This window comes from Oscillatoria sp. CS-180 (assembly GCF_028330965.1).
Taxonomy (GTDB): domain Bacteria; phylum Cyanobacteriota; class Cyanobacteriia; order Phormidesmidales; family Phormidesmidaceae; genus Halomicronema.
On sequence record NZ_JAQMUB010000083.1, the window covers coordinates 40165 to 56647 of the forward strand.

Below are 16483 nucleotides of genomic sequence, written 5' to 3' on the forward strand. Positions count from 1 at the left end.
GGTTTCGCTCCAAAACGACTTCTTTTTATCCCAAACTGACTTCATCTTCAAAAGTGGCACGTCTGACGAAGTGAAAGGGTCCGGCCAATGACCCCCACAAATGCTCATCGGTAGCGGGATCGCGTCCCCGGTCCCAACTCTGAAACTGTTCGCCGTCAATTTCAAATTCGCTATCCAGATACGTCGTTTTGCCCTGACGCTCCACCATACAGGCTTTGCCAGGCTCTACCCCCCCTTTGAAGCTATGCCCTGTCCATTCGACATGCATGTTGCAGTGGGCCATGCGCTCAACCTGATCGCGAGTCAACTGCGCCAATAGAGTGCGATCGCGAGCAGCCCCATAGAGGCTTTTTTCATCTTTGATAGTGTAATTCTCAATCTCGATGCGATCGCCTTCGGTAACTAACTTCAGCACTCTAGCCCGATAAGGCTGCTTCAGCATAAAGTCATAGGCCTGCTCTAAATACAGGCTGACACCGTCAAGTAAGCTGTAAGGCAAAGGACGCATACAAACCCGAATGTGGGCGTAGAGGGGCGGATTTTCGAACGCCTGCTGCTGATTGCTGAAGTCCGCCGCCATCCATCGAGCCAGAGTGGCGATATCGGTTGAATGAGTCATCGGTCTGTATGGGGAGCTGATTGATCGACAAAGGCTATTGTACGACTGGATGGTGTGGGACGGGTATGGCAAAGCTGACACCCTACCAGTAGTCAGTTCTGTCCTGGAGCTCCCCTAAATCTTCGAGGTTGGGTCTTCCTGGGCTGCGGTGCCTTAGGCTGATCAAGAGCTAGCTGGAGGCACTGGTATAAAAGCGTAGGGCAAATCGCCAAAACCATCGGGATGCCTGGAGTAGGGCGATCGCCAGTAGGACAGAACCCATAACCCAGGCCCACTCGATCCGGCCTAAAAGAGCCTGAGCTGGAATTGTTGTCAGAAACGCGACGGGAATAATGAAAGTCAAAAAGACACGGTACGCAACCGGATACGCCACAATCGGAAAGCGTCCAGCTTCCAGCAATCCTCTCAATACCTCAGTAACGTTATAGATTTTGACGAACCAGATGCTGGTGGCTCCCAACATGAACCACAGGCTGTATAAACTCAGGAAACCGAAAAATAATGGCGGTAGGGCCACCACGTAAGCGATTGGACTTAACCCCAACCGTACCCCGGCATAGGTCACAATAATTAGCCCAAAGAGTAAATCGGGAAGTCCCCAGGGTGAGAGTGTGCGGGTTGATAACCAGAATTGTGAACTGATGGGCTTAAGCAACACAAAATCTAGGGTTCCTTCTTCGACCTGCCGTACAATTTTATTGAGATTGGGGGCCAGAAATGTGGCTGAAAAGCCCTGTAGCAGCGTGAAAATTCCCAGGACGATGAGGGCTTCTTCCCAAGTCCACCCCGGAAATTGGTATCCCGTTCGATAGAACAGAAAAAGCCCAAACAAGCTACCCAACAGTCCTCCCAAGCTACTGAGGGCAGCCACCAAGAAATTGAGTCGATACTCCAATTCAGCCGCGATCGCCGTGCTCCAAAAGAGCTTTAACACACTCCAGTAGCGCTGCATCATGCTCCCATCCCTGAATATTGCCGCAGTCCTCGTCGCCACAGCCAGCGATTGATGGATAGAAAAATGAGACTCCAGAGGGCGATCGCGATAAATCCCTGTGCCACATTGGTTGATCGCCCGATGATTAAATTTGCTGGGAAATAAATCAGATAAGGGAAAGGTGTCCACAAAATCACGGCCCTAACGGCTTCAGGAAAGACGTCCAAAGGGGCAATCATGCCTGACGTAAAGGTGTAAATGAGATACCACAGCTGCTCAATAGCATTAGCCCGCTCTGTCCAAAAGGCGAACATGGCGAACGTGTATTGAACGATAAACCGTAGGCAAAAAGAACCAATAGTCGCTAGCACGCCAAGCAGTAGGGTTTGTGGCGAAGGTTGCCACAGAGCTTGGGGATACAGTAGGAAAAAAGCTCCCAATAGTATCAGGATGAAGGGAAGCCGAGCAAAGCGCTCCGAAACATGACTAAAGAAATGTCGCCAGACCGGATCAATGGGCTGTAGTAAAAAGGGAGACAGCTTACCCTCAATGACCTCACGCTCAAACTCCCAGATAACCCAAACGACCGTTAGTTGGCGAACGAGAAAGACGACCAAAAAGTAGCGTACAAACGTAATTGGATCTAGCGCAAACTGGCCGTCCTGAGAGGCTTTCGCCCAGATGCCCATGAATATGAGAGGAAAAGTTCCCGAAAGCACCCAAAACATCAACTCTGCCCGATATTCCACCATGTAGGCGTAATACACCGAAAGTGAGACCCGCGAAACGGAGAGCACTCTACGCAGCAGTCGAATGAATGTATTCACGGCGGCAAGTCACCAAAAGTGTTTCTCTAGGAGACCATAACGCTTGTCTTCTGGCTTCCCATGCTAATCAGCTCCTTACCATACCATTGAGCGTGCATTAGAATAGAAGCAAGATTTCAGGATAGCTCGGCTCAATGGCTTGACTAGGCACTTTTCTAGACGTCGGCCAACGACAAGGTCACTATTTCGGGTATAATCTTAAATCTTGTTGCGGGAGATTTCTTCCGCCATCCTTGGCTGCTTGTGCAGCACGTTAAAGACTGAATCGGAGATAGCCGATCCGGAACTGATTTGCTCGGTCTTTGAGAACTGAGGAGAATACCCAATTACGGAGAAAACGGTAGGTAAACATTAGCATGGTCAATCAGGTAGAGCAGGAAAAGGATACAGATATTGGGTTTACCCATGACGACTTTGCAGCACTGTTAGATAAGTACGATTATCACTTCAGCCCTGGTGATACCGTTGCAGGAACAGTTTTCAGCTTGGAGCCACGGGGCGCACTCATCGATATCGGTGCTAAAACTGCCGCCTACATCCCTATTCAGGAGATGTCGATTAACCGTGTTGAAAACCCCGATGAGGTCCTGAAAGCGGACGAAACACGTGAATTCTTCATCCTCACAGATGAAAATGAGGATGGACAGCTTACGCTTTCCATTCGGCGCATTGAGTACATGCGAGCTTGGGAACGGGTACGTCAGCTTCAGCAAGAAGACGCAACGGTTCGCTCAGAAGTTTTTGCGACTAACCGAGGCGGGGCCTTGGTCCGCATTGAGGGTCTGCGTGGGTTTATTCCCGGCTCTCACATTAGTACTCGCAAGCCTAAGGAAGATTTGGTGAGCGAAGAGCTGCCACTGAAATTCTTGGAAGTTGATGAGGAGCGCAATCGTCTCGTTCTAAGTCATCGTCGAGCACTAGTTGAGCGCAAGATGAATGGGCTTGAGGTCGGCGAGGTTGTTTTAGGTACCGTGCGTGGACTAAAGCCCTACGGTGCGTTTATTGATATTGGCGGCGTCAGCGGTTTGCTCCATATTTCTGAGATTTCGCACGACCACATTGACACTCCCCATAGCGTGTTCAATGTCAATGATGAGATCAAAGTTATGATCATCGATTTGGATGCGGAGCGCGGTCGGATTTCACTCTCCACGAAGCAACTGGAACCAGAACCTGGCGACATGGTGAAGAATCCTGATCTGGTGTTTGAAAAAGCAGAAGAAATGGCTGAGAAGTATCGCGAACAGTTGCTCAAAAAGGCAGAAGCCGAGGCGGCGGAAGCGGCTGGTGAGAGTGACTATTCGGAAGAAGAGGATGTTGATTTCTCTGCTACTGAAGAAGACTAGCGTGATTTTTTTGCGCTAATGTGCGTCATATCTTGATCAAAAAGAGCCGTAGTTTTAGAATTACGGCTCTTTTTGATGGCTTTATAAATTTGTCATTAGGGCAAATTGATAAATTCTTTTCAGGGGATTCCCTTTGTTCACCGAACAACAGCCGGGTGCTTGGCGTACGTTAGATGGTCCGCCATCTTGTCACGGAACTGAGACGGCAATACCTCTTCTCCCGGGTTCTGTGTTGCGATCGCCCTGTTCTCAAACCAATCTTAGTCCTTCAAAAGTCGGCGTTGAAACATCATCGCAAAAGCGCCGACACTGGCAGCAGACACCAGCGCGAGTCCTTCTCGAATGGTTGCCATGAGATGAAAATCTCGGCTGCCACCATGACTGATGTTGTGATAGTCGATGCCCATGTCATCTATAGGCACGATGCGGATATCTTCGTGACCTTCTTGTTTGAACTCAATCCGCCAACTACCTAATTGGTCCGCATCTGGGGCAAACGTAAAGTGCCCTTGCTCATCCGTTTGACTTTCTTGCCAAGGCGTTTCCAAATCTTCAGGCGCATACACGAGGACCGTCGCATCCTGCATGGGTTCACCGGTGCTGAAGGTGGCCGTAAACTCAAGCTCCAATGCCGAGGCAAATAGATCGACAAAGTAGTCTGTCTGTACTGCGTGTGCCCAAGCTGCCGTGGCGCTCACAAACATGAGCCAAACACTCAGCAATAGTCCCAATGCAAGCGTTTTCATAGAGGACTCCAAAAAACAATGACCTTCGCAACAGATGTGAATCCACGCGAAATCCTAGCACTTTGTCGATCAATCGTGTGCGATGTTCCCTTGGAGAATTGAATACGGTTGTCGATCAGCCGAGCCATACACCTGTGTGATCGCTCAAAATGACACCTGAAATTTTGGAGTGGCATCGTCTCTGTTGTTCGAAGGACAACACCCCCTGCTAGGATCGAGACTGTTGAGCCGGACACTGAACCGGAATTATGCAGATTTACCTGGATTACAGCGCTACAACACCGACTCGTCCTGAGGCGATCGCACTAATGCAGACCGTTATGCAGGAACAGTGGGGTAATCCCTCTAGCCTCCATCAGTGGGGCAATCGGGCTGCCGTTGTATTAGAGCGATCGCGGGCTCAAGTAGCAGGACTGTTGAACGCTCCAGCTGACAGCATCGTCTTCACCGCAGGAGGCACTGAGGCCAACAATCTGGCTGTGATGGGAGTTGCTCGTCAATACCAGACACCCCAGCATTTGATTGTTTCCAGTGTGGAACATTCAGCGATCGCTGAGCCTGCTCGTTATCTGGCTTCGATTGGCTGGCAAGTCACCTGGCTGCCGGTTGATCATACCGGGCGTGTTGATCCTGACGCTTTGGCGCAAGCCATTCGCCCCAATACTGTCTTGGTATCCATCATTTATGGTCAAAGCGAGGTCGGCACTCTACAGCCGATTCCAGACCTAGCCGCGATCACGAGGTCTCGCGGCGTCCTCTTTCATACTGATGCTGTGCAGGTGGTTGGGCGGCTGCCACTGGACATGCAAACGCTGCCGGTTGACCTGCTATCAATCTCCAGCCAAAAGTTTTATGGCCCACAGGGTTCAGGGGCGCTTTATATTCGTCCAGGAACAGACCTCATGCCGCTGCTCGGTGGTGGCGGTCAAGAAATGGGTTTGCGATCCGGTACTCAAGCTCTGCCCAATATTGCTGGATTCGGCCTCGCAGCTGAGCTGGCAACAGGTGAGATGCCCTGTGAAACCATACGGCTCATTCAGCTTCGCGATCGTCTGTTTCATCAACTGGCTGATGTTCCAGGTCTAGAGGTGACTGGCGATCCTCGCGATCGCCTGCCTCACCACGCCAGCTTTTGTCTGACCCATGCTAACGGTGTCGATATCACTGGGAAAGCCGTCGTGCGCCAGATGACTCTAGCGGGGATCGGTATCAGTGCTGGGGCGAGCTGTCGGAGTGGTAAGCTGAGTCCCAGTCCGGTTTTGCAGGCGATGGGCTATGGCGATCGTGCTGCCACGGGCGGTATCCGCCTGACACTTGGCAAGCACACAACAGCCGCCGACGTTGATTGGACTGCTATGGTGTTGCGTCAGATTCTGGACCGCATGTTATCTCCTCTAACCCCTGCCCACATGTCGTAGATAAAAATTATGACTGGAGTGCCTCGTAACATTGATGCTGCTGTTGAACAGGCTAAAGAAGCCACTCGTGCCGCGATTCAGGCAGGCGTTCCTCGCATCTTGATTGAACTCAATATTCCAGAACTGAAGGGTATGCCCATTGCCGAACAGTTCTATCCGGTTTTGCAAGAGTTGGGTTTTCAATTCAAGGTCTATTTTCCAGACGCTGGGGCTGCGGCTTTGGCCCGTCGGGATTGGGAGGAGCCAGAATTTAGCATTCGCGGCATCAATGAGGTCAAAGGACAGCTGGAACCTGACGATGACGCTTGTTTGATTGTTGAGCCATCCTCAGTAGAAGTCGGAACTGTCGAAGCGTTCTGCAATGCGGCAACAGGCAAGTATGTTGTGATGCTGAATCCTAAGCTAGAGGATATCGCCATCGTCGGGATTGGCTATGCTGCTCGACAGCTCAGAGAACGGTTTCTCAGCACGCTGGAATCTTGCTATTATCTCCAACCTCAGGAGGGCTACACGCTGCTGCGGATTTATCCAGGATCTTGGCAAGTCTGGGGTGAAGTCGATGATGATTATGAGTTGCTGGGGGAATTCCCGACCAAGCCCTCTGGAGAAGCGATCGCGGCTCTATTTGCTGAAGACGCAACCGAAGGCGATAGCTCTGATCCAGAAACAAACCGCCCCCGACCCCAAAAGCGAGGACTGCTCTCAGAGTTGGGACAATTTATCCGTGCGCTAACACAGTAATCTCACAACTTGCAGGACTTTCATTCATGATTGGTGCTTCATTCAAACTGAACCTGCATTGGGCAGAATTCACAAAGTGATTTTCAGTAAGGGAAAACCTCCACACAGGTCGGAGATGATACTCAATCAGGCTTAAAGATGGCATATGCTTTGAGTCAAGCTCACCTCATTCCCTGTTCCCATTCCCTGCTCCCTTAAGACACTGAGATGTACTTAACCGAACTGCACAGGGCTATATCAAGACTGAAAGTTGCCTCTATCGCATTTCTGCCAGGAAGTTTCGGCTCTGATAGTCGATCTTCTCCAAGTCACTTTGTAATTTGGATGGAATAGGCAAGCGCAGCTGATCTAAACAGGCTTTAACGCGCCAGCGGGTATCGTGTTTTTTGAGCATCTGCCAATAGTTGCGGCGATGAATGGCCGTCAACCGCTCCTTATCGGCCAGCAAATTCATAATGGCTTCGACGCCCTCTTCGGGGCGATCAGGCAATTCAATGGTGGCGTCTTTCCAGTCCAATAGTCTGTCGGCTTCTTTGGATGGTGGACGTTTGCCCACGATCGCGGTGCCTGAGGCCAGACCTTCAAACCAGCGGGGCGTCAGCGTAGGTTTTCGATAGAAGTAAGACGGGTGTTCTTGATAGTTTGACAATGCCACACTTCCTTTGGAGGTGTAAGTAAAGTCAAACGCCAGCGAAATCTTGCTCCGGCTGAGTATTTTTTTCAAAAGCACCTTGTGCTGATAGTCAAACCGCTGGGGAGTGTAAGGTTCATCGGGATAGAGATCAGCTTCTTCAGGAACTTGTCGGTAATAGAATAAGTCCTGACTGGACTGGTTGCATCTCTCAAAGAGTTGCGCGTGGTATTGGGTGGGAACGCGCCCATAGCTTGCAATATCGATGCATCGAGCAATATTCGCAGAGCCATGATCCAAAACATTAGCGCTATGAGGCCAATAAGACACTGGGATCGAAAATTCTTTTTGTAGAGGCTCAATCAGTCCATTTAGAGGGACAAAAAGGTGATCCAGCTGTTGTGTCAAGCTAGGAAAAGCATCGACTAACCAAGCGTCAAAAATATAGGCAACAACAACATCAAATTTTTCTCGCCACTCAGGAATACTCTTGAGAATTTCTAAGAAAGCACCATGCACTCCAATCAAAATAAGCACGTTCGTCTCATCAGACGGAAGCATTTTGCTAATATCAATCGGCTCATAATACCCCAATCCTTTACGAACAAATTTATTGGCCATGTTTTTAATGGGCTGAGGCCAAGCGGATTTGTCGATGGATTTTGTGATTTTTCGAGCCTTGGGTCTGATTAGGTTAGCATCGCAAGTATCAACAATAACGTCTTCAATATTGAATGCAGGTGCATTATGAGGTGCAGCATGAATATCGCGCATCGAGAGGACGTGAATTTTCATCTATAGAATTCCTCAATATTCTTAATTGAAAAGCTGCAATTTAGACATGACGTACTTTTTGCTGAGTTCTAAAGATACTTTAGAAATTTCCCTTAGGAACATAATAGGTAGAGATTTATCCACTTCTGAGCATCAGAAATATCCCAATAGCGCTACTGCGAATCTCTTACATGCTTTTTAGTTAGTCTGAAGAGGCGCGTCGTCGACGTACTCTCTTACCGGTAGATGACATCTCTTTCTTCTCATTCAAACATACAAATAAGTGGACATCAGGAATATCACGGAGATGCCTTTTGACTTCTTTATAAAAGGTTTGGAATTGTAAAATCTCGTCTTTCCAGAACGTCTGCTGTTCTATTTACGGGGCTACAATCACACATTTCAGAACGTGGGATTACAGACTTGAGACGTATATTTTGAATGCTGATACGTAAGTGTTTGGTTGCTTGAAACGGATAGAAAAGAGTCAGTGAAAGTATTACTCATCCGACGTCTTGCTCAACTATAGCCGTCGTCAGTTCCGTTAGGACAAGACGGTGAGCCATCTGGCTATGGGCTAAACACCCAGATGTTGGATGCACAAACCTAGATGGCTACAACTATAAAATGGACCAATTGTCTTCACCCGCAGCACATCATAACTGTGAGACAAAACGTTGGGGAGCGATCGCCTCCATCACCGATGATGTTTCTCCGGTGACTGACTGGGCAAAATGGACTGCCGCAGCTGGCACCAAGGCAAAGGGACTCGTAAAGCCTGAGAAGACAAATGCGCCTGTGAGTTCAGGGACGGCTCCTGCTAGGGGTAGACCATCACGGCTAAATGCGACACGACAGGCTCGCCAATCGCCTGGAGCCTTTGCTAGGGCAGGAATGAGGGGAGCAATGCCAGAACGAATCGTGTTTTCACCTGTTTCGGCGTCCAGATGGGGCTCAAGTGCGGTGGTAATGCGGCTAATTTGCCCAATTCGAACCGTCTGATTGAGGAACTGGACGCAGCCAGCATCTAAAAAGGGGGGGCGAATGTTGTGGTTGGGCTTCTCCCACAGATCGTCAGTATCATCTTCGGTCGCCTCAGATTCGATCGCTGAGCGCGTCAAATCCGCCGGCATAATCAATGCTCTCAGCTGCGTCGTTAGTGGTGGCGTTTCCACAATCTCGGCGTATGTGAAATACACAGGAACTTTGACACCAGCGGTTTTGAGGAGCTTGCGAGTCAGTCCACCCGCAGCGATCGCCACATTTCCAGCCGCATAAGCCTGAGTCGGTGTTGTCACGCCGGTAACGCGATTACCCACACGCACAAGTCCGGTCACCGTTGCGATAATAATCTGTCCGTCTAGCGCTTGCAGGCCGCGATTATAAGCTTTCACTAGCGCCATGGGATGGACATGGCCGTGACGGACGGTTAGAGCACCCGCGATCGCCTCTCCATTCAATTGCGGTTCTAGTTCAATGGCCTCTTGGGAAGTAATAGGGACGGGGGGAATTTCGCTAGCGCTGTATCGCTCGCATAATGGTTGAGGGTCTTGGTCACGGTCAACCGTTAGGACCAAATCCAGTTCGCGATACTCTGGCGACCAACCTGTCTCGTCTGGAAGTGCCTGATAGCGCTTTAGCCCTTCGTGGCAAAGCTGACGAAGTAAATCACTAGTGCCCGACCAGAACGGCACGCCACCATAGCTATACCGTGTTGCGCTTTCTGGGTCCACGGACTTTTCTAGGAGCAGAACAGAGCAGCCTTTTCGTGCTAATTCATAACTGAGGGCTGCGCCTGTTAAACCATTGCCGACCACAATCCAGTCAAAGGTCTGCATAGTCAAGGATGTATTTGGGACAGAATGATGCGGAGGCGATCATAATCGTCTTTAAGCAATACGTTCAGAACGCGACCTGTTTGTACTAACCAATCGCGATCTAATTTTCGTAGCTGGTAGACCTGGCGAATCACGGCGGCGATCAGTCCGTCCACAGGAGCACTCCGCATATCCATCAAGGTTCTGATGAAATCAAGCTGTTCTGTAAAGGCGATAATGTCGTCAGCTTCGCAAGTGTAGACCGCTTGATGAACTTGTGGGGGGCGGGGGGGCAAATGCTGATAAAAAATAGTGTCGCCTGCGGGCTGAAATCCGGCGATCGCTACCCGAAATTCCGTTTTCAACATGGCGAAGATCTGCGGTTGCTGTTCCCGTAGCTCTGCTAAAGAGAGTCCCAAAGCAGTCGCCCGATGGACAGAATCGAGAGGGCTTGTAGTGGCGTGATACACCACACCAAAAATCTGATTTCCCGAATCTTCATCTGCCGCTTTGACCCAGCTGCCGAAGGGGGGCATTTGAGCAAAGCTCAGGGAGTCCGGTTCAAGACATTGCGCCAGAAACTCAACCGTCGAGGTCTCGATCACTTCGGCAATGTGATTGGGCTGATGAGCCTGGGATGCAAATTGAGGCAGGGGCAGTCGCATAAGGGTTTGATTTCAACTTAGGACGCCTTAGAGGAAAGATAGTGAGTGGCGCGATCGCGGATTTCCTCTAGGTCTTTGGGCTTCATTTTATCCAAGTTTTTTAGGATAAAGCTCATGCGCCCTTGAGACTGAAGTTTACCGCGGTGACGATCTAAGAAATCCCAGTAATAGAAATTGAACGGACAAGCATCATCCCCTGTGCGCTGTTTGGGGTTGTAGCGACAGTCCTTGCAGTAATCGCTCATTCGATTCACGTAATTGGCGGAAGCTGAATACGGCTTTGAAGCCAACACGCCACCATCCGCAAACAGTCCCATCCCAATGACATTGGTCTGCATGACCCAATCATAGGCATCGATAAAGGCAGCATGGAACCAGTCTTCAACGGCTTGGGGTTGCAGGCCCGCAATGAGCGAGAAATTTGCCAGAATCATCAGCCGCTGAATGTGGTGACCGTATCCAGTGCGTTTAACTTGGTCGATCACCTGATGCAGACAGTTCATGTCAGTCTCGCCTGTCCAGAAAAAGTCAGGCAAGGGGCGATCGTGCTCAAACCAGTTGCGCTCAAAGTATTCCTCTGCCACATGCCAGTACAGACCTCGCATGTACTCTCGCCAGCCCATCACCTGCCGAATAAAGCCCTCGACGCTGTTGAGCGATAATCCCTGTTCCTGATAGGCCGTTTCGGCAGCTTCAATGACCTCTTGAGGATTCAACAGTCCTAGATTCAAGTAAGGGGACAGCATCGCGTGCCACATCGTGTCTTCCCCAGTCACCATGGCATCCTGATAAGGTCCGAAGGTTTCCAGTCGGTCTTGAATGAAATAGTCTAAGACCGCGATCGCCTGCTCCCGAGTCACCGCCCATGCGAAAGGTTCAGCCTCACCAAAGGTCGGAAAATCCAGCTTTTCAACCGCTTCAATGACGGCTTGGGTGACCTCATCCGGCTCGAAGGTCATCGGTACAGGGGTGTTGAGTTTGCCCTTAGGAGGCTTACGATTCTCTTTGTCAAAATTCCAGCGACCTCCCTCCGGCTCGTCTCCCACCATGAGCACCCCAAAGCGCTTGCGGCCTTCTCGATAGAAGCTCTCCATGAGTAGGCTTTTGCGTTGACTAGCCCACTGATTAAAGTCGTCTACGCTCCAGAGGAAGTGATTGTTGGGCAGCAGTTCGATATCACAGGGTAAATCTAAAGACTCAAGGAACTTAGCAAAGGGGCGATCGCTCGGCGTCATGACTTGGAGCGTGGTAATGTCCTGCGCTTTGACCCATTCTCTCAGTGGCGACTCAAAGTTCTTCGCAATCTCATAGGTGACCGACCAGCCTGCATCTTTCAGCTCAGCCGCAAAGTGGCGCATGGCTGACCACACTAAAATCAACTTTTGCTTGTGGTATCGCCGCTGTTGGCCATGCTGATGAGACTCGATCAGAATGACTGGAGTGTGATCTTTTTGCTCCTGGTTCTGGATCAGTGCCGTCTGTCCCTGCGACAGCTGATCCCCTAAAACCCAAATGCCCGTCGTCATTACTCTACCTCTTCAGCTATTCGCTATTGTGACGGCTTTTAGCGATCGCTGCCGCGCTCTCCGATTGGTTCACACCCGTAGACAGCAGTACAATAGTCTTAATCCCACGCCAGAGGTCAATCAGCGATGGTACTCACGGCCCAGGAACTGGCAGATTTGATGCCAGATGCCACTCAGCTAGAAAGCAACGAACCAGAGATGGAAAGTTCTCTTCACTACGCTCAGCTAGCTCTACTGGTGACCTGCTTAGAATGGCTCTGGCGTGACCAAGGCGATTTTTTCATCGGGGCGAATTTGACGATTTACTTCAGCCGAGAGCAGCTGAAAAACCGTGACTATCGCGGCCCCGACTTTTTCTTGGTGAAGAATACTGAAAAGCATCCCCGAAAATCCTGGGTGGTTTGGGAAGAAGGGGGTCAATATCCTGATTTGATCGTTGAACTGCTGTCCGACTCGATCGCCAGAACCGACAAAAATCTCAAAAAGGAACTCTATCAGAACCGTTTTAGAACACCTGAATACTTTTGGTTCTCACCCGAAAATCTGCAATTTGAAGGATTTCGACTCGAAAATCGCCGTTATGAGTCGATTGATGCCAACTCAGACGGATTGCTGTGGAGTGATGTTCTGGGACTTTATCTTGGCATTCACGACGGCAAGCTGCGCTATTTTCACGAAACAGGCGAACTGGTGCTCACCCCTGAGGAAGACGCAGTGCGATCGCAGCAACAAGCAAAAGCAGCTGAGGCAAGGGCTACCCGCTTAGCTGAGCAGCTCAGAGCAATGGGAATCGACCCGAATGACTAAAGTCTCGCTGTAGCCTTTTGCCTGTACCTCCGCTTTTCCGATCCCCGTACTCCTCTCCTTTCTTACAACATCGGGCGAGAATCTTTTCGGACTTTAAATCGTCAGGTTTGAAGTTATCGGAGAAGACAACAGTCAGCTTTATGCCACCAGACTGTATCGTCGTCACGATCTATTGCAGCAAGCGCCTTATGAAAATGGTTATGATTCCTTCCTGGACTTCACAATTCCTGACTCTTCTATTAGTAATCGGTACCAGCGCTACTGCCCTCGCTGCACCTTACGTTCCCCCTTCTGGCATCGGTGCTCCAGGTCGTCGAGAGAGTGCTGGAACAAGAGGCTGTTTATTTGGCAATCCCAGCAATCTTGTGGCTTTGGCCCCAGAAGAGAATATGGGGTGGACCACACAAGCCTATCCTCGCTTTTACTGGTACTTACCCACCAATCAAGCCAGCTTTGTGGAATTCACTTTGGCAAAGGCGATCGCGGATTCCGACACCGTCGAAGACATCTACAGTACCCGCTTCGATATCACGGGTGATGCCGGCATTATGAGTTTGGAGCTGCCTGCGACTGCTAGCATTCCACCATTGCAGACCGGCGATCGCTATCGTTGGCAAGTGACGATTTTCTGCAATCCAGAGGCTGAAGAGGGCGAGCTGAGTATTTACGGATGGATTGAGCGACGGCTCCCTGAGGACAACTTGGCAGACCAGTTAGAACTGGCTTCGGAGATTGAGAAAGCTGACTTGTATGCCACCAACGGTTATTGGTTTGATGCCGTTGATCAACTGGTGTCGCTGTCTGGCTCCATGCAGGAGAACATTGAGATCCAGACGCGCTGGGTCGAACTTTTGGATTCGGTGCAGCTTGGAAACCTGGTCGAGCAGCCCGTACTGATGGACGAGTGAAGGTATGCGTAGTGAACAAAATTCCGATGGATGAATCTTGAATTTTAAACACTGAAGTTGAACTGCTTGGAGAAACCCTCTACTCTAATTCCATTTGTTGATCTGGTCTTGCCTATGCCCCTGTTAGACCGTTTGCACATCGAAGTCACCAATGTCTGCAACTTCAAGTGTGAGTTCTGTCCGGACGCGATTATGGCGCGTCGTCGAGGGCACATGGACTTCGAGCTTTTGGACAATCTCCTAGAGGCGATCGCGACTCAAGATTTGGCCCGCATCGTCACCTTTCACCTGATGGGCGAGCCATTCATCTATCCTCATATCTTTGAGGGCATTCAAAGCGCTGTGCGTCGGTCAATTCGCCTACACTTGACGACCAACGGCAGTACCTTTCATTTATTTCCAGAACATATCGAAGCATTGGTGCGATCGGGCGTCCCCAAAGTTACGATTTCACTCCAAACGCCCGACCCAAAAACATTTCAGCTACGAGGTGCGCCACCCCGTTTGCAGTCCGAGGCTTACTTTCAAGGAATCATTGAGTACGTTCAGGCTAACCTCAAGGCGATTGACTCCCCTACTCGTATACACGTCAAGTTTTTAGACACAACGCCCCATCCGTTTTTAGTGCCTCATAAACCGATGCAGGTCGTTGATGGCAAAGCTCATATGCAGGAAGAACTCACAACATGGGCTCACCGGTTCCTGGATGGCATCGCTGATTCAACCATCCACTGGTCACACATTGCGCGATCGATTGAACGTCATCGTTCTGGCCAATGGCAGCTCATTCCCCTCCATCCCAAGCTCGTGCTGGAAACGTTTCCACTCGACAGTTGGGGCAATATTGAGTCTGCTGCGGTGCTTCCCGCTAGCTTTGGCTACTGCAATGGCGCTTCACAACAGGCAGGGGTGCTTTATGACGGCACGGTAGTTCCCTGCTGCAAAGATTTCGAAGGGCAGATTCCGTTGGGAAAGGTTACTGAGCAACCTTTGAAAACTATCTTGGAGGGGTCAGCTGCCTGCGCCCTGCGACAGAGCTTTGACCGTTTTCGAGTCGATCATCCGGTGTGTCAGCGCTGCATGGGAGCAGATACGCGCACAAAATCCTGGCTGCGACAGCTCGGTTCTGTGGCCTATTTCAAGGCTTACAGCCCTCTCATGCGAGCTGTTTATCCAGGTTGGGGAGAGGTTTGAAAAGAAGAAACGATGCAATTTAGGCACAAGCTCAACTGCAAGAGCTATAGCTGTCGTCAGGTCAGTTAGACGACGATGAGGAGCCATCTGGCTATGCGCTCAGCACCTGGATGCCATTGAGTGCATAAACCTAGATGGCTAAAGCTACATTAATCTGTAGGCAGCGCTTCAGGTCGTACCGTTACAGTCTGGGCTTGACCACCGCGACTCAACTCGATGGAGAGGGGGTCACCGATCGCGGTTGCCGACACTTGCTGCTGCACAGCGGTGGCGGTGTCAACGGATTGTCCGCCAATGCTCGTGATGACATCACCGACTTGCAGTCCCGCTGCGGCAGCTGGAGAGCCAGAGACCACATCCACAACCAAAACGCCTTCCTCTTCTTGAACGTTGAAGTCGCTTTGAGCATTGACCGCATCCCTCGTTTCAGCCGTTAGCTCCAGCATGCGAATGCCGATGTAAGAGTGATCAACTCGTCCGTTTGCCACTAACTGATCGGCAATACGCCCAACGGAATTAATCGGAATCGCAAAACCAATGCCCCGAGCGTTTTGAATGATGGCAGTGTTCATGCCAATCACTTCGCCACGCTCGTTCAGCAAAGGTCCACCTGAGTTGCCTGGGTTAATGGCAGCATCAGTTTGGATAAAATCGATCCGCTTATCAGACACACCAATTTGTCCGCTTGTCCGCCCAGTGGCGCTGACAATACCAACGGTTACTGTGTTGTCCAGCCCTAAGGGATTTCCAATTGCGATCGCCCATTCGCCAGGCTGCAACTGATCAGAATCGCTAAGTGGAATCGTAGACAAGTTCTCAGCATCAATGTCGATTACGGCTACATCTGTCAGGGAATCGGTACCGACTACACGACCTTCTACGATGCGGCCATCCTTTAAGGTCACATTAACTGTGTCGGCGCCATCAACCACATGGGCATTGGTGAAGATAGTCCCCTCTTCAGATACGATGAAGCCAGATCCAACGCCTTGCTCAACTCGCTGCTGAGATTCTGGCATGTCACCAAAGAACTCACGGAAGAAGGGGTTTTGAAACGCATCCGGCAGCTGAGTGGTCACTGTCCGCGAGGCGTCAATACGCACAACGGCTTCACCAGCGTCTTGGACAATATCAGCCACGAAGCTGGACGACGTAGCCTCTGCTCCTGGCACGGGAGCGATCGCAGTTTGCTGAGTCGAGGTCAGTGTACTGGACTGTTGATTGAGTTCCGGTTGCACTGCTCGAAGTGCTCCAGTTCCGGCAGTGGCTAAGCCGGCACCGGCTACCATCAGAAGGAGGGACTGTCCCACACGCTGAAACAGTCGATTGGAACGACGTGAAGAAACAGGGACAAATTCGCTATCTGTCAGGTTTCTCATGAATGTGTTTTCCTGCTGTTTAAGAAACGTTTGCTGTCTTTACATCCTTACTGTAAGGACTCGATTTGACGGTCTTGTTACAGCAGTGTGATAGGCCTGTGAAAGTTTGTCTAAAATCCCAACATCGACAAGTTATCCACAGTTGTCGGCA

15 protein-coding genes are annotated in these 16483 nt (G+C 50.4%); 6 read left to right on the forward strand and 9 right to left on the reverse strand.

The annotated features are described in order from the left end of the window. Positions 1 to 25 precede the first annotated feature (25 nt). The 3 genes from PN498_RS20520 to PN498_RS20530 form a co-directional block, all read right to left on the reverse strand. Positions 26 to 619 carry a chromophore lyase CpcT/CpeT gene (locus PN498_RS20520; protein ID WP_272065251.1) on the reverse strand — a complete coding sequence of 198 codons (594 nt, stop codon included), beginning with the start codon at positions 617 to 619 and terminating at the stop codon, positions 26 to 28. Positions 620 to 788: 169 nt separating this feature from the next. Next, positions 789 to 1571 carry an ABC transporter permease gene (locus PN498_RS20525; RefSeq protein ID WP_272065368.1) on the reverse strand — a complete coding sequence of 261 codons (783 nt, stop codon included), beginning with the start codon at positions 1569 to 1571 and terminating at the stop codon, positions 789 to 791. After that, complete coding sequence (locus tag PN498_RS20530; RefSeq protein WP_442951436.1) at positions 1571 to 2380, reverse strand: ABC transporter permease; 810 nt, start codon at positions 2378 to 2380, stop codon at positions 1571 to 1573. Before PN498_RS20530 ends, PN498_RS20525 begins: the two co-directional genes overlap by 1 nt. A 356-nt stretch (positions 2381 to 2736) precedes the next feature. Here PN498_RS20530 and PN498_RS20535 point away from each other — a divergent pair, with 356 nt between their 5' ends. Then, positions 2737 to 3726, forward strand: a complete 990-nt coding sequence (locus tag PN498_RS20535) for a 30S ribosomal protein S1 (protein ID WP_272065253.1) — start codon at positions 2737 to 2739, stop codon at positions 3724 to 3726. A 260-nt stretch (positions 3727 to 3986) separates the two neighbouring features. Here PN498_RS20535 and PN498_RS20540 read toward each other — a convergent pair whose 3' ends face one another. Then, positions 3987 to 4472, reverse strand: a complete 486-nt coding sequence (locus PN498_RS20540; protein ID WP_272065255.1) for a hypothetical protein — start codon at positions 4470 to 4472, stop codon at positions 3987 to 3989. A 248-nt stretch (positions 4473 to 4720) separates the two neighbouring features. On the opposite strand from PN498_RS20540, the gene PN498_RS20545 reads away from it, so the two are divergent. After that, positions 4721 to 5890, forward strand: a complete 1170-nt coding sequence (locus PN498_RS20545; protein WP_272065256.1) for a cysteine desulfurase family protein — start codon at positions 4721 to 4723, stop codon at positions 5888 to 5890. 9 nt (positions 5891 to 5899) lie between these two features. Beyond that, the gene (locus tag PN498_RS20550) at positions 5900 to 6631 is read left to right on the forward strand and encodes a DUF1995 family protein (protein ID WP_272065257.1); all 732 of its coding nucleotides are present in this window, start codon (positions 5900 to 5902) and stop codon (positions 6629 to 6631) included. Positions 6632 to 6887: 256 nt separating this feature from the next. Here the strand turns inward: PN498_RS20550 and PN498_RS20555 are convergent, their stop codons facing one another. From PN498_RS20555 to PN498_RS20570, 4 genes are all read right to left on the reverse strand, one after another. Continuing rightward, positions 6888 to 8057 (reverse strand): glycosyltransferase, encoded by a 1170-nt coding sequence (locus PN498_RS20555; RefSeq protein ID WP_272065258.1) that lies wholly within the window; start codon positions 8055 to 8057, stop codon positions 6888 to 6890. 635 nt (positions 8058 to 8692) lie between these two features. Further along, positions 8693 to 9874: an NAD(P)/FAD-dependent oxidoreductase gene (locus PN498_RS20560; protein ID WP_272065259.1), complete on the reverse strand. Its 1182-nt coding sequence runs from the start codon at positions 9872 to 9874 to the stop codon at positions 8693 to 8695. A 2-nt stretch (positions 9875 to 9876) separates the two neighbouring features. Beyond that, on the reverse strand, positions 9877 to 10518 hold the full coding sequence (locus tag PN498_RS20565) for an HAS-barrel domain-containing protein (protein WP_272065261.1): 642 nt from the start codon (positions 10516 to 10518) through the stop codon (positions 9877 to 9879). Between the two features lie 17 nt (positions 10519 to 10535). Further along, positions 10536 to 12044 (reverse strand): cryptochrome/photolyase family protein, encoded by a 1509-nt coding sequence (locus PN498_RS20570; RefSeq protein ID WP_272065262.1) that lies wholly within the window; start codon positions 12042 to 12044, stop codon positions 10536 to 10538. A 126-nt stretch (positions 12045 to 12170) separates the two neighbouring features. On the opposite strand from PN498_RS20570, the gene PN498_RS20575 reads away from it, so the two are divergent. From PN498_RS20575 to PN498_RS20585, 3 genes are all read left to right on the forward strand, one after another. Beyond that, entirely contained in the window at positions 12171 to 12851 is a 681-nt protein-coding gene (locus PN498_RS20575; protein WP_272065264.1) for a Uma2 family endonuclease, read from the forward strand. 188 nt (positions 12852 to 13039) lie between these two features. After that, entirely contained in the window at positions 13040 to 13759 is a 720-nt protein-coding gene (locus PN498_RS20580) for a DUF928 domain-containing protein (protein WP_272065265.1), read from the forward strand. Positions 13760 to 13873: 114 nt separating this feature from the next. Further along, a complete protein-coding gene (locus tag PN498_RS20585; RefSeq protein ID WP_272065267.1) occupies positions 13874 to 14953 on the forward strand; it encodes a radical SAM/SPASM domain-containing protein in 1080 nt (359 codons plus the stop codon). Between the two features lie 149 nt (positions 14954 to 15102). Here PN498_RS20585 and PN498_RS20590 read toward each other — a convergent pair whose 3' ends face one another. Next, positions 15103 to 16332, reverse strand: coding sequence for an HhoA/HhoB/HtrA family serine endopeptidase (locus PN498_RS20590; protein WP_272065269.1), 1230 nt, complete (start codon positions 16330 to 16332; stop codon positions 15103 to 15105). Positions 16333 to 16483: the final 151 nt, after the last annotated feature.

Bases quoted from the DNA above. Each gene is read 5' to 3' on its own strand.
- PN498_RS20555 (WP_272065258.1), bottom strand. From the start codon at position 8,057: ATGAAAATTCACGTCCTCTCGATGCGCGATATTCATGCTGCACCTCAT.
- PN498_RS20570 (WP_272065262.1), bottom strand. From the start codon at position 12,044: ATGACGACGGGCATTTGGGTTTTAGGGGATCAGCTGTCGCAGGGACAG.
- PN498_RS20590 (WP_272065269.1), bottom strand. From the start codon at position 16,332: ATGAGAAACCTGACAGATAGCGAATTTGTCCCTGTTTCTTCACGTCGT.
- PN498_RS20520 (WP_272065251.1), bottom strand. From the start codon at position 619: ATGACTCATTCAACCGATATCGCCACTCTGGCTCGATGGATGGCGGCG.
- PN498_RS20540 (WP_272065255.1), bottom strand. From the start codon at position 4,472: ATGAAAACGCTTGCATTGGGACTATTGCTGAGTGTTTGGCTCATGTTT.
- PN498_RS20585 (WP_272065267.1), top strand. From the start codon at position 13,874: ATGCCCCTGTTAGACCGTTTGCACATCGAAGTCACCAATGTCTGCAAC.
- PN498_RS20580 (WP_272065265.1), top strand. From the start codon at position 13,040: ATGAAAATGGTTATGATTCCTTCCTGGACTTCACAATTCCTGACTCTT.
- PN498_RS20575 (WP_272065264.1), top strand. From the start codon at position 12,171: ATGGTACTCACGGCCCAGGAACTGGCAGATTTGATGCCAGATGCCACT.
- PN498_RS20565 (WP_272065261.1), bottom strand. From the start codon at position 10,518: ATGCGACTGCCCCTGCCTCAATTTGCATCCCAGGCTCATCAGCCCAAT.
- PN498_RS20560 (WP_272065259.1), bottom strand. From the start codon at position 9,874: ATGCAGACCTTTGACTGGATTGTGGTCGGCAATGGTTTAACAGGCGCA.
- PN498_RS20545 (WP_272065256.1), top strand. From the start codon at position 4,721: ATGCAGATTTACCTGGATTACAGCGCTACAACACCGACTCGTCCTGAG.
- PN498_RS20535 (WP_272065253.1), top strand. From the start codon at position 2,737: ATGGTCAATCAGGTAGAGCAGGAAAAGGATACAGATATTGGGTTTACC.
- PN498_RS20550 (WP_272065257.1), top strand. From the start codon at position 5,900: ATGACTGGAGTGCCTCGTAACATTGATGCTGCTGTTGAACAGGCTAAA.
- PN498_RS20525 (WP_272065368.1), bottom strand. From the start codon at position 1,571: ATGCAGCGCTACTGGAGTGTGTTAAAGCTCTTTTGGAGCACGGCGATC.